The sequence below is a fragment of the Pseudomonas sp. BGA-UO-ETr-WB11 genome, from assembly GCF_059567785.1.
Window position 1 is genome coordinate 369,864 of record NZ_JCAQOS010000004.1, and the last position, 13,365, is coordinate 383,228.

Here is a 13,365-nt window from a genome sequence, read left to right on the forward strand (position 1 = left end):
ACCCACGGCTGCGGAGATACTTCCGCGCCGTGGTCAATAAGAACGCAGCTCACAAAGCCGCGTTTCATAAATCGTAAATACGACGACCAGCAGGGGCATCCGGGCTGGTACCCGGACTATCTGCAGGATCCCGTAGTGGCTTTACCGAAGTCGCTGCACCAGGACTCGGTTCTAGCTTAACTACGGCATCTACGCCGATGGTGTCCCCTTACCGAGGGTGACCAAGCATGCAAGAAAGCGTGATGCAGCGCATGTGGAACAGTGCCCACCTATCCGGTGGTAACGCTGCCTATGTGGAAGAGCTCTATGAGCTTTACCTGCACGATCCCAACGCTGTGCCAGATGAATGGCGCACCTATTTCCAGAAGCTGCCCGCTGACGGCAGTTCTGTCACCGATGTTTCGCATTCTACGGTTCGCGATCACTTCGTTTTACTGGCCAAAAACCAGCGCCGCGCCCAACCGGTTTCTGCCGGCAGCGTTAGCACTGAGCATGAGAAGAAGCAGGTCGAAGTCCTTCGGCTGATTCAGGCTTATCGCATGCGCGGGCACCAGGCCGCCCAGCTCGATCCTTTGGGGTTATGGCAACGTACGTCTCCCGCCGATCTGTCGATTGACCATTACGGTCTGACCGCTGCTGACTTGGATACCGTCTTCCGTACCGGTGAGCTGTATATCGGCAAAGAAGAGGCGACCCTGCGTGAGATTCACGATGCGTTGCGGCAGACCTATTGCCGGACCATTGGCGCCGAATTCACCCATATCGTCGATTCCGAGCAGCGCAAGTGGTTCCAGCAGCGCCTCGAAAGCGTGCGCGGCCGTCCGCAGATCAGTGCCGATGCGCAAAGCCATCTGCTTGAGCGTCTGACCGCCGCCGAAGGCCTGGAAAAATACCTGGGCACCAAGTACCCGGGCACCAAGCGTTTCGGCCTGGAGGGTGGCGAGAGCCTGATTCCGCTGCTGGACGAGATCATCCAGCGCTGCGGCTCTTATGGCACCAAGGAAATCGTTATCGGCATGGCCCACCGTGGCCGTCTCAACGTGCTGGTCAACACCTTCGGCAAAAACCCGCGCGACCTGTTCGACGAGTTCGAAGGCAAGAAGAAGGTTGAACTGGGTTCTGGCGACGTTAAATACCACCAGGGCTTCTCGTCCAACGTGATGACCAGCGGTGGCGAAGTTCACCTGGCCATGGCCTTCAACCCGTCCCACCTGGAGATCGTTTCGCCAGTGGTAGAGGGTTCGGTGCGTGCCCGTCAGGATCGTCGCCTCGACACCACCGGTGACAAGGTTCTACCGGTTTCCCTGCACGGTGATGCGGCGTTTGCCGGTCAGGGTGTGGTCATGGAAACCTTCCAGATGTCGCAGACCCGTGGTTTCAAAACAGGCGGCACCATCCACATCGTGATCAACAACCAGGTCGGTTTCACCATCAGCAACCCGGAAGACTCGCGCTCCACTGAGTACTGCACCGACGTTGCCAAGATGATTCAGGCGCCGATCCTGCACGTGAACGGCGATGATCCGGAAGCTGTACTGTTTGTTACCCAGCTGGCCATTGATTACCGCATGCAGTTCAAGCGTGATGTGGTGATCGATCTGGTTTGCTACCGTCGTCGTGGTCACAACGAGGCCGATGAGCCGAGTGGCACCCAGCCGCTGATGTATCAGCAAATCACCAAGCAGCGCACCACTCGTGAGCTCTACGCCGATGCGCTGACCCAGGCCGGCAGCCACAGCAGTGATGCGGTGCAAGCCAAGGTCGATGACTACCGTAATGCGCTGGATAACGGCCAGCATGTGGTCAAAAGCCTGGTCAAACAGCCGAACGAAGAGTTGTTCGTCGACTGGCGTCCGTACTTGGGGCACGCCTGGAATGCGCGGCACGACACGCGTTTCGAGCTGAAAACCCTGCAGGAACTGTCCAATAAGCTACTGGAAACCCCAGACGGCTTTGTGGTTCAGCGCCAGGTCGCGAAAATTCTCGAAGACCGCCAGAAAATGACAGCCGGTGCGCTGCCAATCAACTGGGGCTACGCCGAGACCATGGCTTACGCCACCTTGTTGTTCGAAGGTCATCCGATCCGTATTACCGGTCAGGATGTGGGTCGCGGCACTTTCTCGCACCGCCATGCGGCGCTGCACAACCAGAAAGACGCCAGCACTCACATTGCCCTGCAGCACCTCTACGAAGGCCAGCCGCGTTTCGACCTGTATGACTCGCTGTTGTCCGAAGAGGCTGTACTGGCTTTTGAATACGGTTATTCGACCACCACACCCAATGCGCTGGTCATTTGGGAAGCGCAGTTCGGCGACTTCGCCAACGGTGCCCAGGTGGTGGTGGACCAGTTCATCACCAGTGGTGAGCACAAGTGGGGCCGTCTGTGCGGTCTGACCATGCTCTTGCCGCACGGCTACGAAGGGCAGGGGCCAGAGCACTCCTCGGCACGTTTGGAGCGCTACCTGCAATTGTGCGCTGAGCACAACATTCAGGTATGTGTCCCGACCACGCCGGCGCAGGTCTACCACATGCTGCGTCGCCAGGTGATTCGTCCGCTGCGTAAGCCTTTGGTCGCATTGACCCCTAAGTCTCTGTTGCGGCACAAATTGGCTATCTCGACCTTGGAAGAATTGGCTGAAGGCTCGTTCCAGACCGTACTGGGTGAAGTCGATGCCCACGACGCGAAGAAAGTAGAGCGAGTGGTGCTGTGCAGCGGCAAGGTTTACTACGACTTGCTGGAGAAGCGCCGCGCTGAAGGCCGTGAAGACATCGCCATCGTGCGTATTGAACAGCTGTATCCGTTCCCGGAAGACGACTTGGCGGAGGTTTTGGCACCTTACAAAAACCTCAAGCACATCGTCTGGTGTCAGGAAGAACCAATGAACCAGGGCGCGTGGTACTGCAGTCAGCATCACATGCGGCGTGTGGCTACTGCGCACAAGAAAACCTTGTTTCTTGAGTATGCCGGCCGTGATGGTTCTGCGGCGCCAGCCTGCGGTTATGCCTCAATGCACGCGGAACAGCAGGACAAACTCCTGCTTGACGCCTTTACTGTTTAACGCCTTCGCGCAACGGGCGGCCTGTTGAGGCCGCCTCGTAGAAGAAACCGAATTTAAGGAACGACACACAATGGCTATCGAGATCAAAGCCCCTACTTTTCCGGAATCGGTTGCCGACGGCACCGTGGCCACTTGGCACAAGAAGCCAGGCGATGTGGTCAAGCGCGACGAGCTGATCGTCGACATCGAAACCGATAAAGTTGTGATCGAAGTGCTGGCCGAGGCCGACGGCGTCCTCGCGCAAATCATCAAGAACGAAGGCGACACCGTACTCAGCAACGAACTGCTGGGCACCCTGAATGAAGGTGGTGCTGTCGCTGCTGCCCCTGCCGTTGCCGCCCAGGCTGCTGCCCCCGTGGCTGCTGCTGTGGTAGTGGCTGGCGACGAGCAAATCCTGTCGCCTGCAGCGCGCAAGATTGCTGAAGAAAACGGCATTGATCCAAGCACTGTCGTAGGTACCGGCAAAGGCGGTCGTGTCAGCAAAGAGGACGTGGTTGCCGCTGTTGAAGCGAAGAAGAATGCCCCCGTTGCTGCCGTCGCCAAACCTGCCGCTCCTGCTGCTGCCGCGCCGATGCTCGCTGCTGGTGATCGCGTCGAGAAGCGTGTGCCAATGACTCGCCTGCGCGCCAAGGTGGCCGAGCGTCTGGTTGAAGCTCAGTCGAACATGGCGATGCTTACCACTTTCAACGAAGTGGACATGACCGAAGTCATGGCCCTGCGTTCGAAGTACAAAGACCTGTTTGAGAAGTCTCACAACGGCGTGCGCCTGGGTTTCATGTCGTTCTTCGTCAAGGCTGCTACCGAATCGCTGAAGCGTTTCCCGGCCGTTAATGCCTCTATCGACGGTACTGACATCGTTTATCACGGTTACTCCGATATCGGCGTTGCTGTGTCTAGCGACCGTGGTCTGGTGGTTCCGGTATTGCGTAATGCGGAACTCATGAGCCTGGCTGAAATCGAAGGTGGTATCGCGACCTTCGGCAAGAAGGCTAAAGACGGCAAGTTGTCGATCGACGATATGACGGGTGGCACCTTCACCATCACCAATGGCGGGACTTTTGGTTCGATGATGTCGACCCCGATCGTTAACCCGCCGCAGGCCGCTATTCTCGGCATGCACAACATTCTGCAACGGCCGATGGCCATCAACGGTCAAGTGGTTATCCGGCCGATGATGTACTTGGCGCTGTCTTACGATCACCGTTTGATCGATGGCAAGGAAGCGGTCAGCTTCTTGGTTACCATCAAAAACCTGCTGGAAGACCCGGCGCGCCTGCTGCTCGACATCTGAGCCGCAGCCCTTATACAACGGCCCTCACGAGGGGCCGTTTGCCTGAATTCGAGAAGGAATGAAGCATGACCCAGAAATTTGACGTGGTAGTCATTGGTGCCGGCCCCGGCGGTTACGTTGCGGCCATCAAGGCGGCCCAGCTTGGCCTGAAGACTGCCTGTATCGAGAAGTATCAGGATAAAGAAGGCAAAATCGCCCTTGGCGGTACCTGCCTGAACGTTGGCTGCATTCCTTCCAAGGCGCTGCTGGACAGCTCCTGGAAGTACCATGAAGCCCTGGAAGGGTTCGCCATTCACGGTATTGAAGCCAAAGGTGTGACTATCGATGTGCCGGCCATGGTCGCGCGCAAGTCGAACATCGTTAAGAACCTGACCGGCGGCGTTAGCACCCTGTTCAAGGCTAACGGTGTGACCCTGCTGGAAGGCCACGGCAAGCTGCTGGCCAATAAGCAGGTGGAAGTGACTGGTCTGGATGGCACTACGCAGCTCATTGATGCCGCCAACGTGATTATCGCCTCTGGCTCCAAGCCAATCGACATCCCGCCGGCGCCGGTTGACCAGGACGTGATTGTTGACTCCACCGGCGCTCTGGAATTCCAGAGCGTGCCGAAGAAGCTGGGCGTGATCGGCGCCGGTGTTATCGGTCTGGAACTGGGCTCGGTATGGGCGCGTTTGGGTGCCGAAGTGACTGTCATCGAAGCGCAGGAAAAATTCCTGCCGATGGCTGACGAGCAGATCGCCAAGGAAGCCCTGAAAACCTTCACCAAACAAGGCCTGAAAATTCGCCTGGGTGCTCGCCTGACAGCTTCGGAAGTGAAGAAGAAGCAAGTCACCGTCAGCTTCACCGACGCCGAAGGCGAGCAGAAGATGACCTTCGACAAGCTGATCGTGGCTGTCGGCCGCCGTCCGGTAACCACTGATCTGCTGGCAAGTGACAGCGGCGTGACCATGGATGAGCGCGGTTTTATCTATGTTGATGACTACTGCGCTACCAGCGTACCGGGCGTTTACGCGGTCGGTGACGTGGTGCGTGGCGCGATGCTGGCACACAAGGCCTCGGAAGAGGGCGTGATGGTTGCTGAGCGTATTGCTGGCCACAAAGCACAGATGAACTACGACCTGATCCCGTCCGTGATCTACACCCACCCGGAAATCGCATGGGTGGGTAAAACCGAGCAGCAGCTGAAAGGCGAGGGCGTTGCCGTTAACGTCGGCACCTTCCCGTTCGCGGCCAGCGGTCGTGCCATGGCAGCAAATGACACCGGCGGTATGGTCAAGGTGATTGCGGATGCAGCAACCGACCGCGTATTGGGCGTGCACGTGATTGGCCCAAGCGCTGCCGAGCTGGTACAACAAGGCGCAATCGGCATGGAGTTCGGCACCAGTGCCGAAGACCTGGGCATGATGGTTTTCTCCCATCCGACCCTGTCCGAAGCCCTGCACGAAGCCGCCCTGGCAGTGAATGGTCATGCCATTCACATTGCCAACCGGAAAAAGCGTTAAGACGAGAACCACGGCTGATAGCGTCCGGGCAGGCTTTTGCGAAGGCTTGCCTAGGCAATATTGGTCGGGCTGCTGTTAAGCAGCAGCCACAGGTGGCGTTGCGTCACAAGCGCGGCGCCGTATGCGCAATACCTAAACGAAGACGGTAGATAAGCATGAATCTTCACGAGTATCAGGGTAAGCAGCTGTTCGCCGAATACGGCTTGCCGGTGTCCCAAGGCTTCGCGGTAGACACTCCGGAGGCCGCTGCTGAGGCGTGTGACAAAATTGGTGGCACTGAGTGGGTAGTTAAGGCCCAGGTGCATGCCGGTGGTCGCGGTAAAGCGGGTGGCGTAAAGCTGGTTCGCAACAAGGAAGACGCCAAGGCGTTCGCTGCTCAGTGGTTGGGCAAGCGCCTGGTGACTTACCAGACTGATGCCAATGGTCAGCCGGTTACCAAGATTCTGGTCGAGTCCTGCACCGATATCGCTAAAGAGCTGTATCTGGGCGCAGTAGTTGACCGTTCGAGCCGTCGTATCGTGTTCATGGCGTCCACCGAAGGTGGCGTGGACATCGAGAAGATCGCTCACGAAACTCCAGAAAAAATTCTCAAAGCTACGATCGATCCATTGGTTGGCGCTCAGCCATTCCAGGGTCGCGAGTTGGCATTCCAGCTGGGTCTGGAAGGCAAGCAAGTTGCTCAGTTCGCCAAGATCTTCGTCGGTCTGGCCAAACTGTTCCAGGATCACGATCTGGCCCTGCTGGAAGTGAACCCGCTGGTGATCAAGGCTGACGGCGATCTGCATTGCCTCGACGCCAAAATCAACATTGACGCCAACGCCATGTACCGTCAGCCGAAGCTGAAGACTTTCCACGATCCGTCGCAGGACGATCCACGTGAAGCCCACGCTGCCAAGTTCGAACTGAACTACGTAGCGCTCGAAGGCAACATCGGTTGCATGGTCAACGGTGCCGGTCTGGCCATGGGTACTATGGACATCGTCAACCTGCATGGCGGCAAACCAGCCAACTTCCTCGACGTGGGCGGTGGTGCTACCAAAGAACGCGTAACCGAAGCCTTCAAGATCATCCTGTCCGACTCCAACGTCGCTGCAGTATTGGTCAACATCTTCGGCGGCATCGTTCGTTGCGACATGATTGCCGAAGGCATCATCGGTGCAGTGAAAGAAGTCGGCGTTAAAATCCCGGTTGTTGTTCGCCTTGAAGGTAACAACGCTGAACTGGGCGCTAAAGTACTGGCAGAAAGCGGTTTGAACATCATCGCGGCTACCAGCCTGACCGACGCTGCTCAACAAGTTGTCAAAGCTGCGGAGGGCAAATAATGAGCGTCCTGATCAATAAAGACACCAAAGTTATCTGCCAGGGTATTACCGGTTCGCAAGGTAGTTTCCACACCCAGCAAGCCATCGAATACGGCACCAAGATGGTAGGCGGCGTAACTCCGGGCAAAGGCGGCACCGAGCACCTGGGCTTGCCAGTGTTCAACACCGTGAAAGACGCTGTAGCTGCCACTGGCGCCACCGCCAGCGTGATCTACGTTCCGGCTCCTTTCTGCAAGGACTCGATCCTGGAAGCAGCATTCGGCGGCATCAAGCTGATCGTGTGCATCACCGAAGGCATTCCTACCCTGGACATGCTGGACGCTAAAGTTAAGTGCGACGAGCTGGGCGTAGTCCTGATCGGCCCTAACTGCCCAGGCGTTATCACGCCGGGCGAGTGCAAGATCGGCATCATGCCAGGCCACATCCACTTGCCAGGCAAAGTGGGCATCGTGTCGCGTTCCGGCACCCTGACCTATGAAGCCGTGAAGCAGACCACTGACGCCGGTTTCGGTCAGTCCACCTGCGTCGGCATTGGTGGTGACCCGATCCCAGGCTCTAACTTCATCGACATCCTGAAACTGTTCCAGGAAGACCCGAAGACCGAAGCGATCGTGATGATCGGTGAGATCGGCGGTTCGGCTGAAGAAGAAGCGGCAGCCTATATCAAGGCCCACGTGACCAAGCCAGTGGTGTCCTACATTGCCGGTGTAACTGCCCCAGCGGGCAAGCGCATGGGCCACGCCGGTGCGATCATTTCTGGTGGTAAAGGCACGGCTGACGAGAAATTCGCTGCCCTGCAGGACGCGGGTGTAAAAACCGTGCGCTCCCTGGCTGACATCGGTACGGCCCTGGCCGAGCTGACTGGCTGGAAAGTGAAGTAAAAGTAGCGGTTAAAACAAAAAGGCCACCTTCGGGTGGCCTTTTTGCTTACTAGACTGATGCAATCACGATTCGCTGTTGGGCGGTCGATACGAGATATGCGGCCTGCGCTTTGCATTGCAACGCTGTCTATTTCCAGTCATCAGGAGTGCCTGCGCCATGCAATGGTTTGCCGATCTACGTATCGCTTACAAGATTGTCATCGTGCCGCTGGCGTTGGGGCTGCTGCTGGTCATGCTGGGCGTGGTGTCGACCTTGTCGTTGCGCAGCATTGCCAGCCGGGTTGACGTGGTGACCCAGGATCTGGGGCCGAGCATGGATCAACTGACCAAGGTGACCGATGCCATGGCACGCCTGCAGCTGAGCGTGCGCCACTTTGCTCGCAACGGCGACTCGGCAGCAGAGCAACAGTTTGCGGCCCTGGATCAGCGCATGAGCACCGCCCTCGAACACGCCGATGGACGCCTGCGAGACCCCGAACGTCAGCGTATGCTGGGAGAAATACGCCGATTACATGGCGACTATCGACGTCTGTTCCGCGAGCAACTGGTCCCCCTCAGCCGGGAGCGCGAGCAACTGATGTCCGCTGGATTGAATGTGCATGGCCCAGCGGTCGAGAAAATCCTTACCTCAGTATTAGAAAACGCCCAGCAGGATTTCAATCTGGATGCGGTGTTTTATGCCAGTGCCGGGATGCGCCATCTGTTGCTGGGTAGCCAGTACCTCTACCAGTTCTTGCAGGAAAATCAGCCTGAGCAGGCCACAGCGTTTCAGCGTGAGCTGGAAAATGCGCAGAGCATGATGAGCGTGCTGCGTGATCGCACCAGCAGTGACAGCACCAAAACCAAGTTGCAGGCGGCCTTGGCAGCCCTGGAGTTGTATAAAACCGCGGCCGATAAACTGGTGCAGTTGGTGGCTATGCACAACCAGGCAGTCCAGTCCATGGACAAGATTGACCCACAGATAGCGGACTTAGCCCAACAGTTGCAGGGCAGTATCATGACGGCCATGCAAGATGCCGCCGTGGCTGCCGAGGAAACGGTGGTTGAGGTCAATCAGCTGTTCTGGGGCGTGGTGCTGGCCGGGATACTGTTTGGTGCGCTGCTGGCCTACGGCATAGGCGCTGCGTTGGTGCGTTCATTGCACCAGATCAACCAGATGCTGCAGGACATGGCCGCGGGTGAGGGCGACCTGACCAAGCGTCTGCCCGTGTACGGGCGTGATGATCTTGGCCGGCTGGCACTGAGCTTCAATACCTTTGTCGAGAAAATCCGTGGCACTGTGGCGGATGTGGCACTGGCGTCGCATACGCTAGAGCGCGCGGCCGTCGACTTGCAGGACAATGCGCAAAGCGCGGGCGCCGATGTGAGTCGCCAGCGGCACGAGAACAGTCAGATTGCCGCGGCCATGACTCAAGTCGCGGCCAGCGCGCTGCAAATGGCCAGTAGCGCCGAGTTGGCCGAGCAGCTGTCATGTGACGCGCATCAGTCGGCAGCCAGTGGCTTGGCGCGAGTCAAGTCCAATCGCGATGCGATGGACAGCCTGACCGAGAAGGTCGAAAAACTGGCGCAGGTGATCGACTCATTGCGCAAAGACAGTGGCCTGATCGACTCAGTCCTGGCCGTCATTCGCTCGATCGCCGAGCAAACCAATTTGCTGGCCCTGAATGCGGCAATTGAAGCTGCGCGGGCTGGTGATGAGGGGCGCGGCTTTGCCGTCGTGGCGGATGAGGTGCGCTCCCTGGCGCAACGTACCCAGCAATCCACTGAAGAGATTCAGGGCATTATTCAGACCTTGCAGCAACGCACCCAGTCGGCCATTGCAATGATGACTGACAGCCAAAGTGCCGTTGCCCATGCCAGCGAAAGTACCTTGCACACCAGTCAGACGCTGCAGGAAATCACTGCCGCTGTAGATGCTATTGATCAGAATATTCGCCGCGTGGTGATGGCTGCTGCCGAGCAAGCGCGAGTGGCTCACGTGGTTGAAGAGGGCGTGGCACGGGCCAATGGTATTAGTGAAGATACCTTCGCCACGGTCGAGCGTACGCGTACGGCAGCCGCGAGTATTTTGCAGCTGGACGGGCAGTTGACCCGCTTGATTCAACAGTTTCAGACCTGATGCGCAGATAGCCGGCGCAGTGTCTTTGTGCCCGGTAAGCGGGTTGCCAGGGCTATAATCGGCGCCGCGATTTGCCTGGAGGCTGCATGCTGATTCCCGATTTTTTGCCCGACTTGTTTGCCGTTGTCTGGTTTGTTCTGTGCTGGGTGGGTTACACCCGTTATTCCCACTGGAAGGGGCTGAGCACGCCGTGTTTATCCAGTGTGCTGCATCTGTATCGTCAGGACTGGATGCGGCGCTTGCTGCTGCGTGACAACCGTATTGCCGACGCCAGCGTGATCGGTAATCTGGAACGCAACGCCTCCTTCTTTGCCTCCAGTACGCTGATCATTCTCGCCGGTATTCTTACGGTGCTGGGCTCGTCCGATCGTGCGGTTTCTCTCCTGGCCGACTTGCCCATGGTGGTCCAGGTCACCCAGAGCGTTTCCGAGCTGAAGCTGCTGTGCCTGGCCATCGTCTTCGTCTATGCCTTTTTCACCTTCAGTTGGTGCATGCGTCAGTACAACTTTGCCGCCGTGTTGGTGGGGTCAGCGCCCATGGCTGGCGAACGCAATGTCACTGATCTTGAGCGCCAGGCCTTCGCCACGCGGGCGGCGCGGGTCATCTCCATGGCAGCTAACACCTTCAACTTCGGGCTGCGTGCGTATTACTTTGGCATGGCTACCCTGGCCTGGTTTATCAACCCATGGTTCTTCATGTTGGTGACTGCAGGGGTGGTATTGGTGCTGTATCAGCGCGAATTCCATTCCGATGTGCTGGCGGTGATGGGCTATACGCCGACGCCAGAGTCCGAGGCGCATAAAGATAAACTCGACTAGGGGTTGTCATCTACTGCGCAGACTGTGTCCAGGCTCCGTCAGCGGTTATGATGCGCGCCTTGTTTTTGCCTTAGGAAGTTGGATCAATGAGCGACAGCCTCATGCTCGAGCGAGCGCAGCGTTTTTTGAGCGCCCTGCGTCACTGTCAGGTGCTGGGCATGCGGGTGCATGGGGTAACGCCGGCCGGCTTGACCCTGTGCCTGCCGTACAGCACGCAGATCATTGGCAATCCGGAAACCGGGGTTATCCACGGTGGGGCCATTACCACCTTGATGGACACCACCTGCGGGATTTCGACTGTCTGCGTATTGCCGGAGTTTGAAGTCTGTCCAACCATCGATTTGCGCATCGATTACATGCGTCCAGCCGAGCCTAATAAGGATGTGTACGGGTTCGCTGAGTGCTATCGGGTAACCCCCAATATCATTTTTACCCGTGGTTACGCGTACCAGGACGATCCGCAGCAGCCCATCGCCCATGTGGTCGGCACCTTTATGCGCATGGGCAAAGGCGCCGAGGCCAACCAGGCGTTCAAAGCGCCTGCCCCTGGAGTTAACTCATGAGCCAGTTGAATTTGAATGCGCTGGTGCGCGAGGCCCACGAGAAGAATGACTACGACTCGCTGCTGAGCCTGATTCCGTACGCGAAGCTGATCGGCATCGAGTGTCTGCGCCTGGGCGACGATATGGTCTTTCGCTTGCCCGCCAACAAGGACACCATCGGCAACCCGATCCTGCCAGCCATTCATGGCGGCGTGATCGCCGGCTTCATGGAGCATTCGGCGATGTTGCATCTGCTGATGTTCATGGGCATTCCACATATGCCGAAAATCATCGATTTCTCGATAGATTACCTGCGCGCTGGCCATTATCGTGACACCTATGTGCAATGCCAGGTTTGGCGCCAGGGGCGACGAGTTGCCAACGTGGCCATCACCGCCTGGCAAACCACGCAAACAGAACCGATTGCCACCGCGCGTGCCCACTTCAAGGTCGATGAGCCTTGAGCAACGCGGTTCGGCCCGTGAAATAAGCCCAGCGTCACTCTCAAGGAATTCTGGATGGATGCGTTACTGATCCTCGGCGGCTTGCTGCTGATCGTTTTCGGCCTGGTCTGGCTGGTGACGCTGGCATTTGGCAGCAGCCTGTTCTGGGGCTTGGGTAGCCTGTTTCCACCGCTGACCTTGCTGTACGTGGTGCGTCACTGGCGCACCGCGCGCAAAGCCGTGGTGCTTGGCAGTTTGGGTTTTATCCCGCTGGTGATTGGGCTGGTGTTGCTGGCCAATCACGATCCTGAACGCCTGCAGGCGATCCTCAGTCTGCGCTGGCTGGAGCCGGCCGAGCAGGCACCGAAAGAGCTGACCATCGATTTGCGTGGCCAACTGCATGGTGAAGCCTTCGCGCCACAGCAGGCGGAATTGATTGATGGCGTCCTGAGCCTGCGTGAAGGCGAAGATTTTTTTGCCCGGCGCGAAGTCAATATCCGCCTGCCACGGGTTCCCACGGGTGAGCTGCGCCTGGATATCCTGCCCGGCGACAACGGCCCACTGCCGGAAATCGAAATCAGCTGGTTGCAGCCCGAACAAGATTTGCCCGAGGCCCGACGGTTGAGTCAGGGCTACACCTTGCACCTCAACCTGCAGCCGCTTGCACCGAATAAAATGGCCGGCGAGTTTCATCTGATTCTGCCACCGCAATACCAGACCGCCTTGAGTGGCAAACTCGAACTCTTTACCGATCGCTTGCGTTACCGCGAGGGCAAGGTCGACACTCGCTTCGATTCCCGCGACACCCTGGTGTATGTGCTGGAGGACTACCTGCAGCGTCGCTATGTCAGCCGCAACGTCTCCGTGCGCCAGTTACCGATCATCAATTTGCCCGCGCAACAGGTGGATGTGCAGATCGAGGCGGTTGTTGACGGCCAGGTACAACCCCTGGCGCTGACCCTGAGCAAATCGCCCAATCGTGGCTGGATGGTGCAGGGCGATCATTACGAGCGTCTGCCTGCTTCGTTGGCTGCACCTGTGGCGCAGATCGCCACCAAGCCGGTCGAGGCACCGCGCAGCCGCAGTACGCTGGATCGACGCTTGCGCTTTTCCCTTGAGCGGCTGCTGCGCGCACCTGATCAATACCTGAACCTGCGCATGCGTGCGCTGACCGAAAAAGGGCGTGCTGCTGAGGGCCAATTTGCCGGCATCAATGCCGATGGCCGAATCGTCATCCGCCGTGAACTCAGCGGACCAGGCGAGGCCAGCTATATTCTGCGCCCTGCAGAGATCACCCAGATTGAACTGCTGGAGCCCTGAATCGCAGTAATCTCTTGAAATCGATAGGGCTGCCCCCATCTGTATGACATCCGCCGCGATCGCGGCTT

10 protein-coding genes and 1 pseudogene are annotated in these 13,365 nt (G+C 58.0%); all 11 read left to right on the forward strand.

Translation table 11 applies throughout. From position 1 onward, the window contains the following. Nucleotides 1–227 precede the first annotated feature (227 nt). The 11 genes and pseudogenes from AC56DI_RS04870 (at nt 228) to AC56DI_RS04920 (ending at nt 13,297) form a co-directional block, all read left to right on the forward strand. Nucleotides 228–3,059 carry a 2-oxoglutarate dehydrogenase E1 component gene (locus AC56DI_RS04870; protein ID WP_496345175.1) on the forward strand — a complete coding sequence of 944 codons (2,832 nt, stop codon included), beginning with the start codon at nt 228–230 and terminating at the stop codon, nt 3,057–3,059. A 70-nt stretch (nt 3,060–3,129) separates the two neighbouring features. After that, nucleotides 3,130–4,350 (forward strand): 2-oxoglutarate dehydrogenase complex dihydrolipoyllysine-residue succinyltransferase, encoded by a 1,221-nt coding sequence (gene odhB / locus AC56DI_RS04875; RefSeq protein WP_496345176.1) that lies wholly within the window; start codon nt 3,130–3,132, stop codon nt 4,348–4,350. Between the two features lie 65 nt (nt 4,351–4,415). Next, a complete protein-coding gene (gene lpdA, locus AC56DI_RS04880) occupies nt 4,416–5,852 on the forward strand; it encodes a dihydrolipoyl dehydrogenase (RefSeq protein ID WP_422589519.1) in 1,437 nt (478 codons plus the stop codon). Nucleotides 5,853–6,007: 155 nt separating this feature from the next. After that, on the forward strand, nt 6,008–7,174 hold the full coding sequence (sucC, locus tag AC56DI_RS04885; protein WP_324520997.1) for an ADP-forming succinate--CoA ligase subunit beta: 1,167 nt from the start codon (nt 6,008–6,010) through the stop codon (nt 7,172–7,174). Beyond that, entirely contained in the window at nt 7,174–8,055 is an 882-nt protein-coding gene (gene sucD / locus AC56DI_RS04890; RefSeq protein ID WP_496345177.1) for a succinate--CoA ligase subunit alpha, read from the forward strand. The genes sucC and sucD overlap by 1 nt, the downstream gene beginning before the upstream one ends. A gap of 1,006 nt (nt 8,056–9,061) precedes the next feature. Then, nucleotides 9,062–9,316: pseudogene (locus AC56DI_RS04895) on the forward strand (HAMP domain-containing protein); the annotation flags it as partial. A gap of 144 nt (nt 9,317–9,460) precedes the next feature. Then, complete coding sequence (locus AC56DI_RS04900; RefSeq protein WP_496345263.1) at nt 9,461–10,174, forward strand: methyl-accepting chemotaxis protein; 714 nt, start codon at nt 9,461–9,463, stop codon at nt 10,172–10,174. Nucleotides 10,175–10,260: 86 nt separating this feature from the next. Next, a complete protein-coding gene (locus tag AC56DI_RS04905; RefSeq protein ID WP_496345178.1) occupies nt 10,261–10,992 on the forward strand; it encodes a DUF599 domain-containing protein in 732 nt (243 codons plus the stop codon). 86 nt (nt 10,993–11,078) lie between these two features. Further along, nucleotides 11,079–11,555 (forward strand): PaaI family thioesterase, encoded by a 477-nt coding sequence (locus AC56DI_RS04910; protein ID WP_496345179.1) that lies wholly within the window; start codon nt 11,079–11,081, stop codon nt 11,553–11,555. Next, entirely contained in the window at nt 11,552–11,998 is a 447-nt protein-coding gene (locus AC56DI_RS04915) for a PaaI family thioesterase (RefSeq protein ID WP_496345180.1), read from the forward strand. The genes AC56DI_RS04910 and AC56DI_RS04915 overlap by 4 nt, the downstream gene beginning before the upstream one ends. 54 nt (nt 11,999–12,052) lie before the next feature. Then, the gene (locus AC56DI_RS04920; RefSeq protein ID WP_496345181.1) at nt 12,053–13,297 is read left to right on the forward strand and encodes an MFS transporter; all 1,245 of its coding nucleotides are present in this window, start codon (nt 12,053–12,055) and stop codon (nt 13,295–13,297) included. The last annotated feature ends 68 nt before the right edge of the window (nt 13,298–13,365 follow it).

What these genes read in the sequence shown, in the direction of transcription:
- AC56DI_RS04900 (WP_496345263.1), top strand. Translation starts at nt 9,461, where the DNA reads ATGACTCAAGTCGCGGCCAGCGCGCTGCAAATGGCCAGTAGCGCCGAG.
- sucD (WP_496345177.1), top strand. Translation starts at nt 7,174, where the DNA reads ATGAGCGTCCTGATCAATAAAGACACCAAAGTTATCTGCCAGGGTATT.
- sucC (WP_324520997.1), top strand. Translation starts at nt 6,008, where the DNA reads ATGAATCTTCACGAGTATCAGGGTAAGCAGCTGTTCGCCGAATACGGC.
- AC56DI_RS04920 (WP_496345181.1), top strand. Translation starts at nt 12,053, where the DNA reads ATGGATGCGTTACTGATCCTCGGCGGCTTGCTGCTGATCGTTTTCGGC.
- lpdA (WP_422589519.1), top strand. Translation starts at nt 4,416, where the DNA reads ATGACCCAGAAATTTGACGTGGTAGTCATTGGTGCCGGCCCCGGCGGT.
- AC56DI_RS04910 (WP_496345179.1), top strand. Translation starts at nt 11,079, where the DNA reads ATGAGCGACAGCCTCATGCTCGAGCGAGCGCAGCGTTTTTTGAGCGCC.
- AC56DI_RS04870 (WP_496345175.1), top strand. Translation starts at nt 228, where the DNA reads ATGCAAGAAAGCGTGATGCAGCGCATGTGGAACAGTGCCCACCTATCC.
- AC56DI_RS04915 (WP_496345180.1), top strand. Translation starts at nt 11,552, where the DNA reads ATGAGCCAGTTGAATTTGAATGCGCTGGTGCGCGAGGCCCACGAGAAG.
- odhB (WP_496345176.1), top strand. Translation starts at nt 3,130, where the DNA reads ATGGCTATCGAGATCAAAGCCCCTACTTTTCCGGAATCGGTTGCCGAC.
- AC56DI_RS04905 (WP_496345178.1), top strand. Translation starts at nt 10,261, where the DNA reads ATGCTGATTCCCGATTTTTTGCCCGACTTGTTTGCCGTTGTCTGGTTT.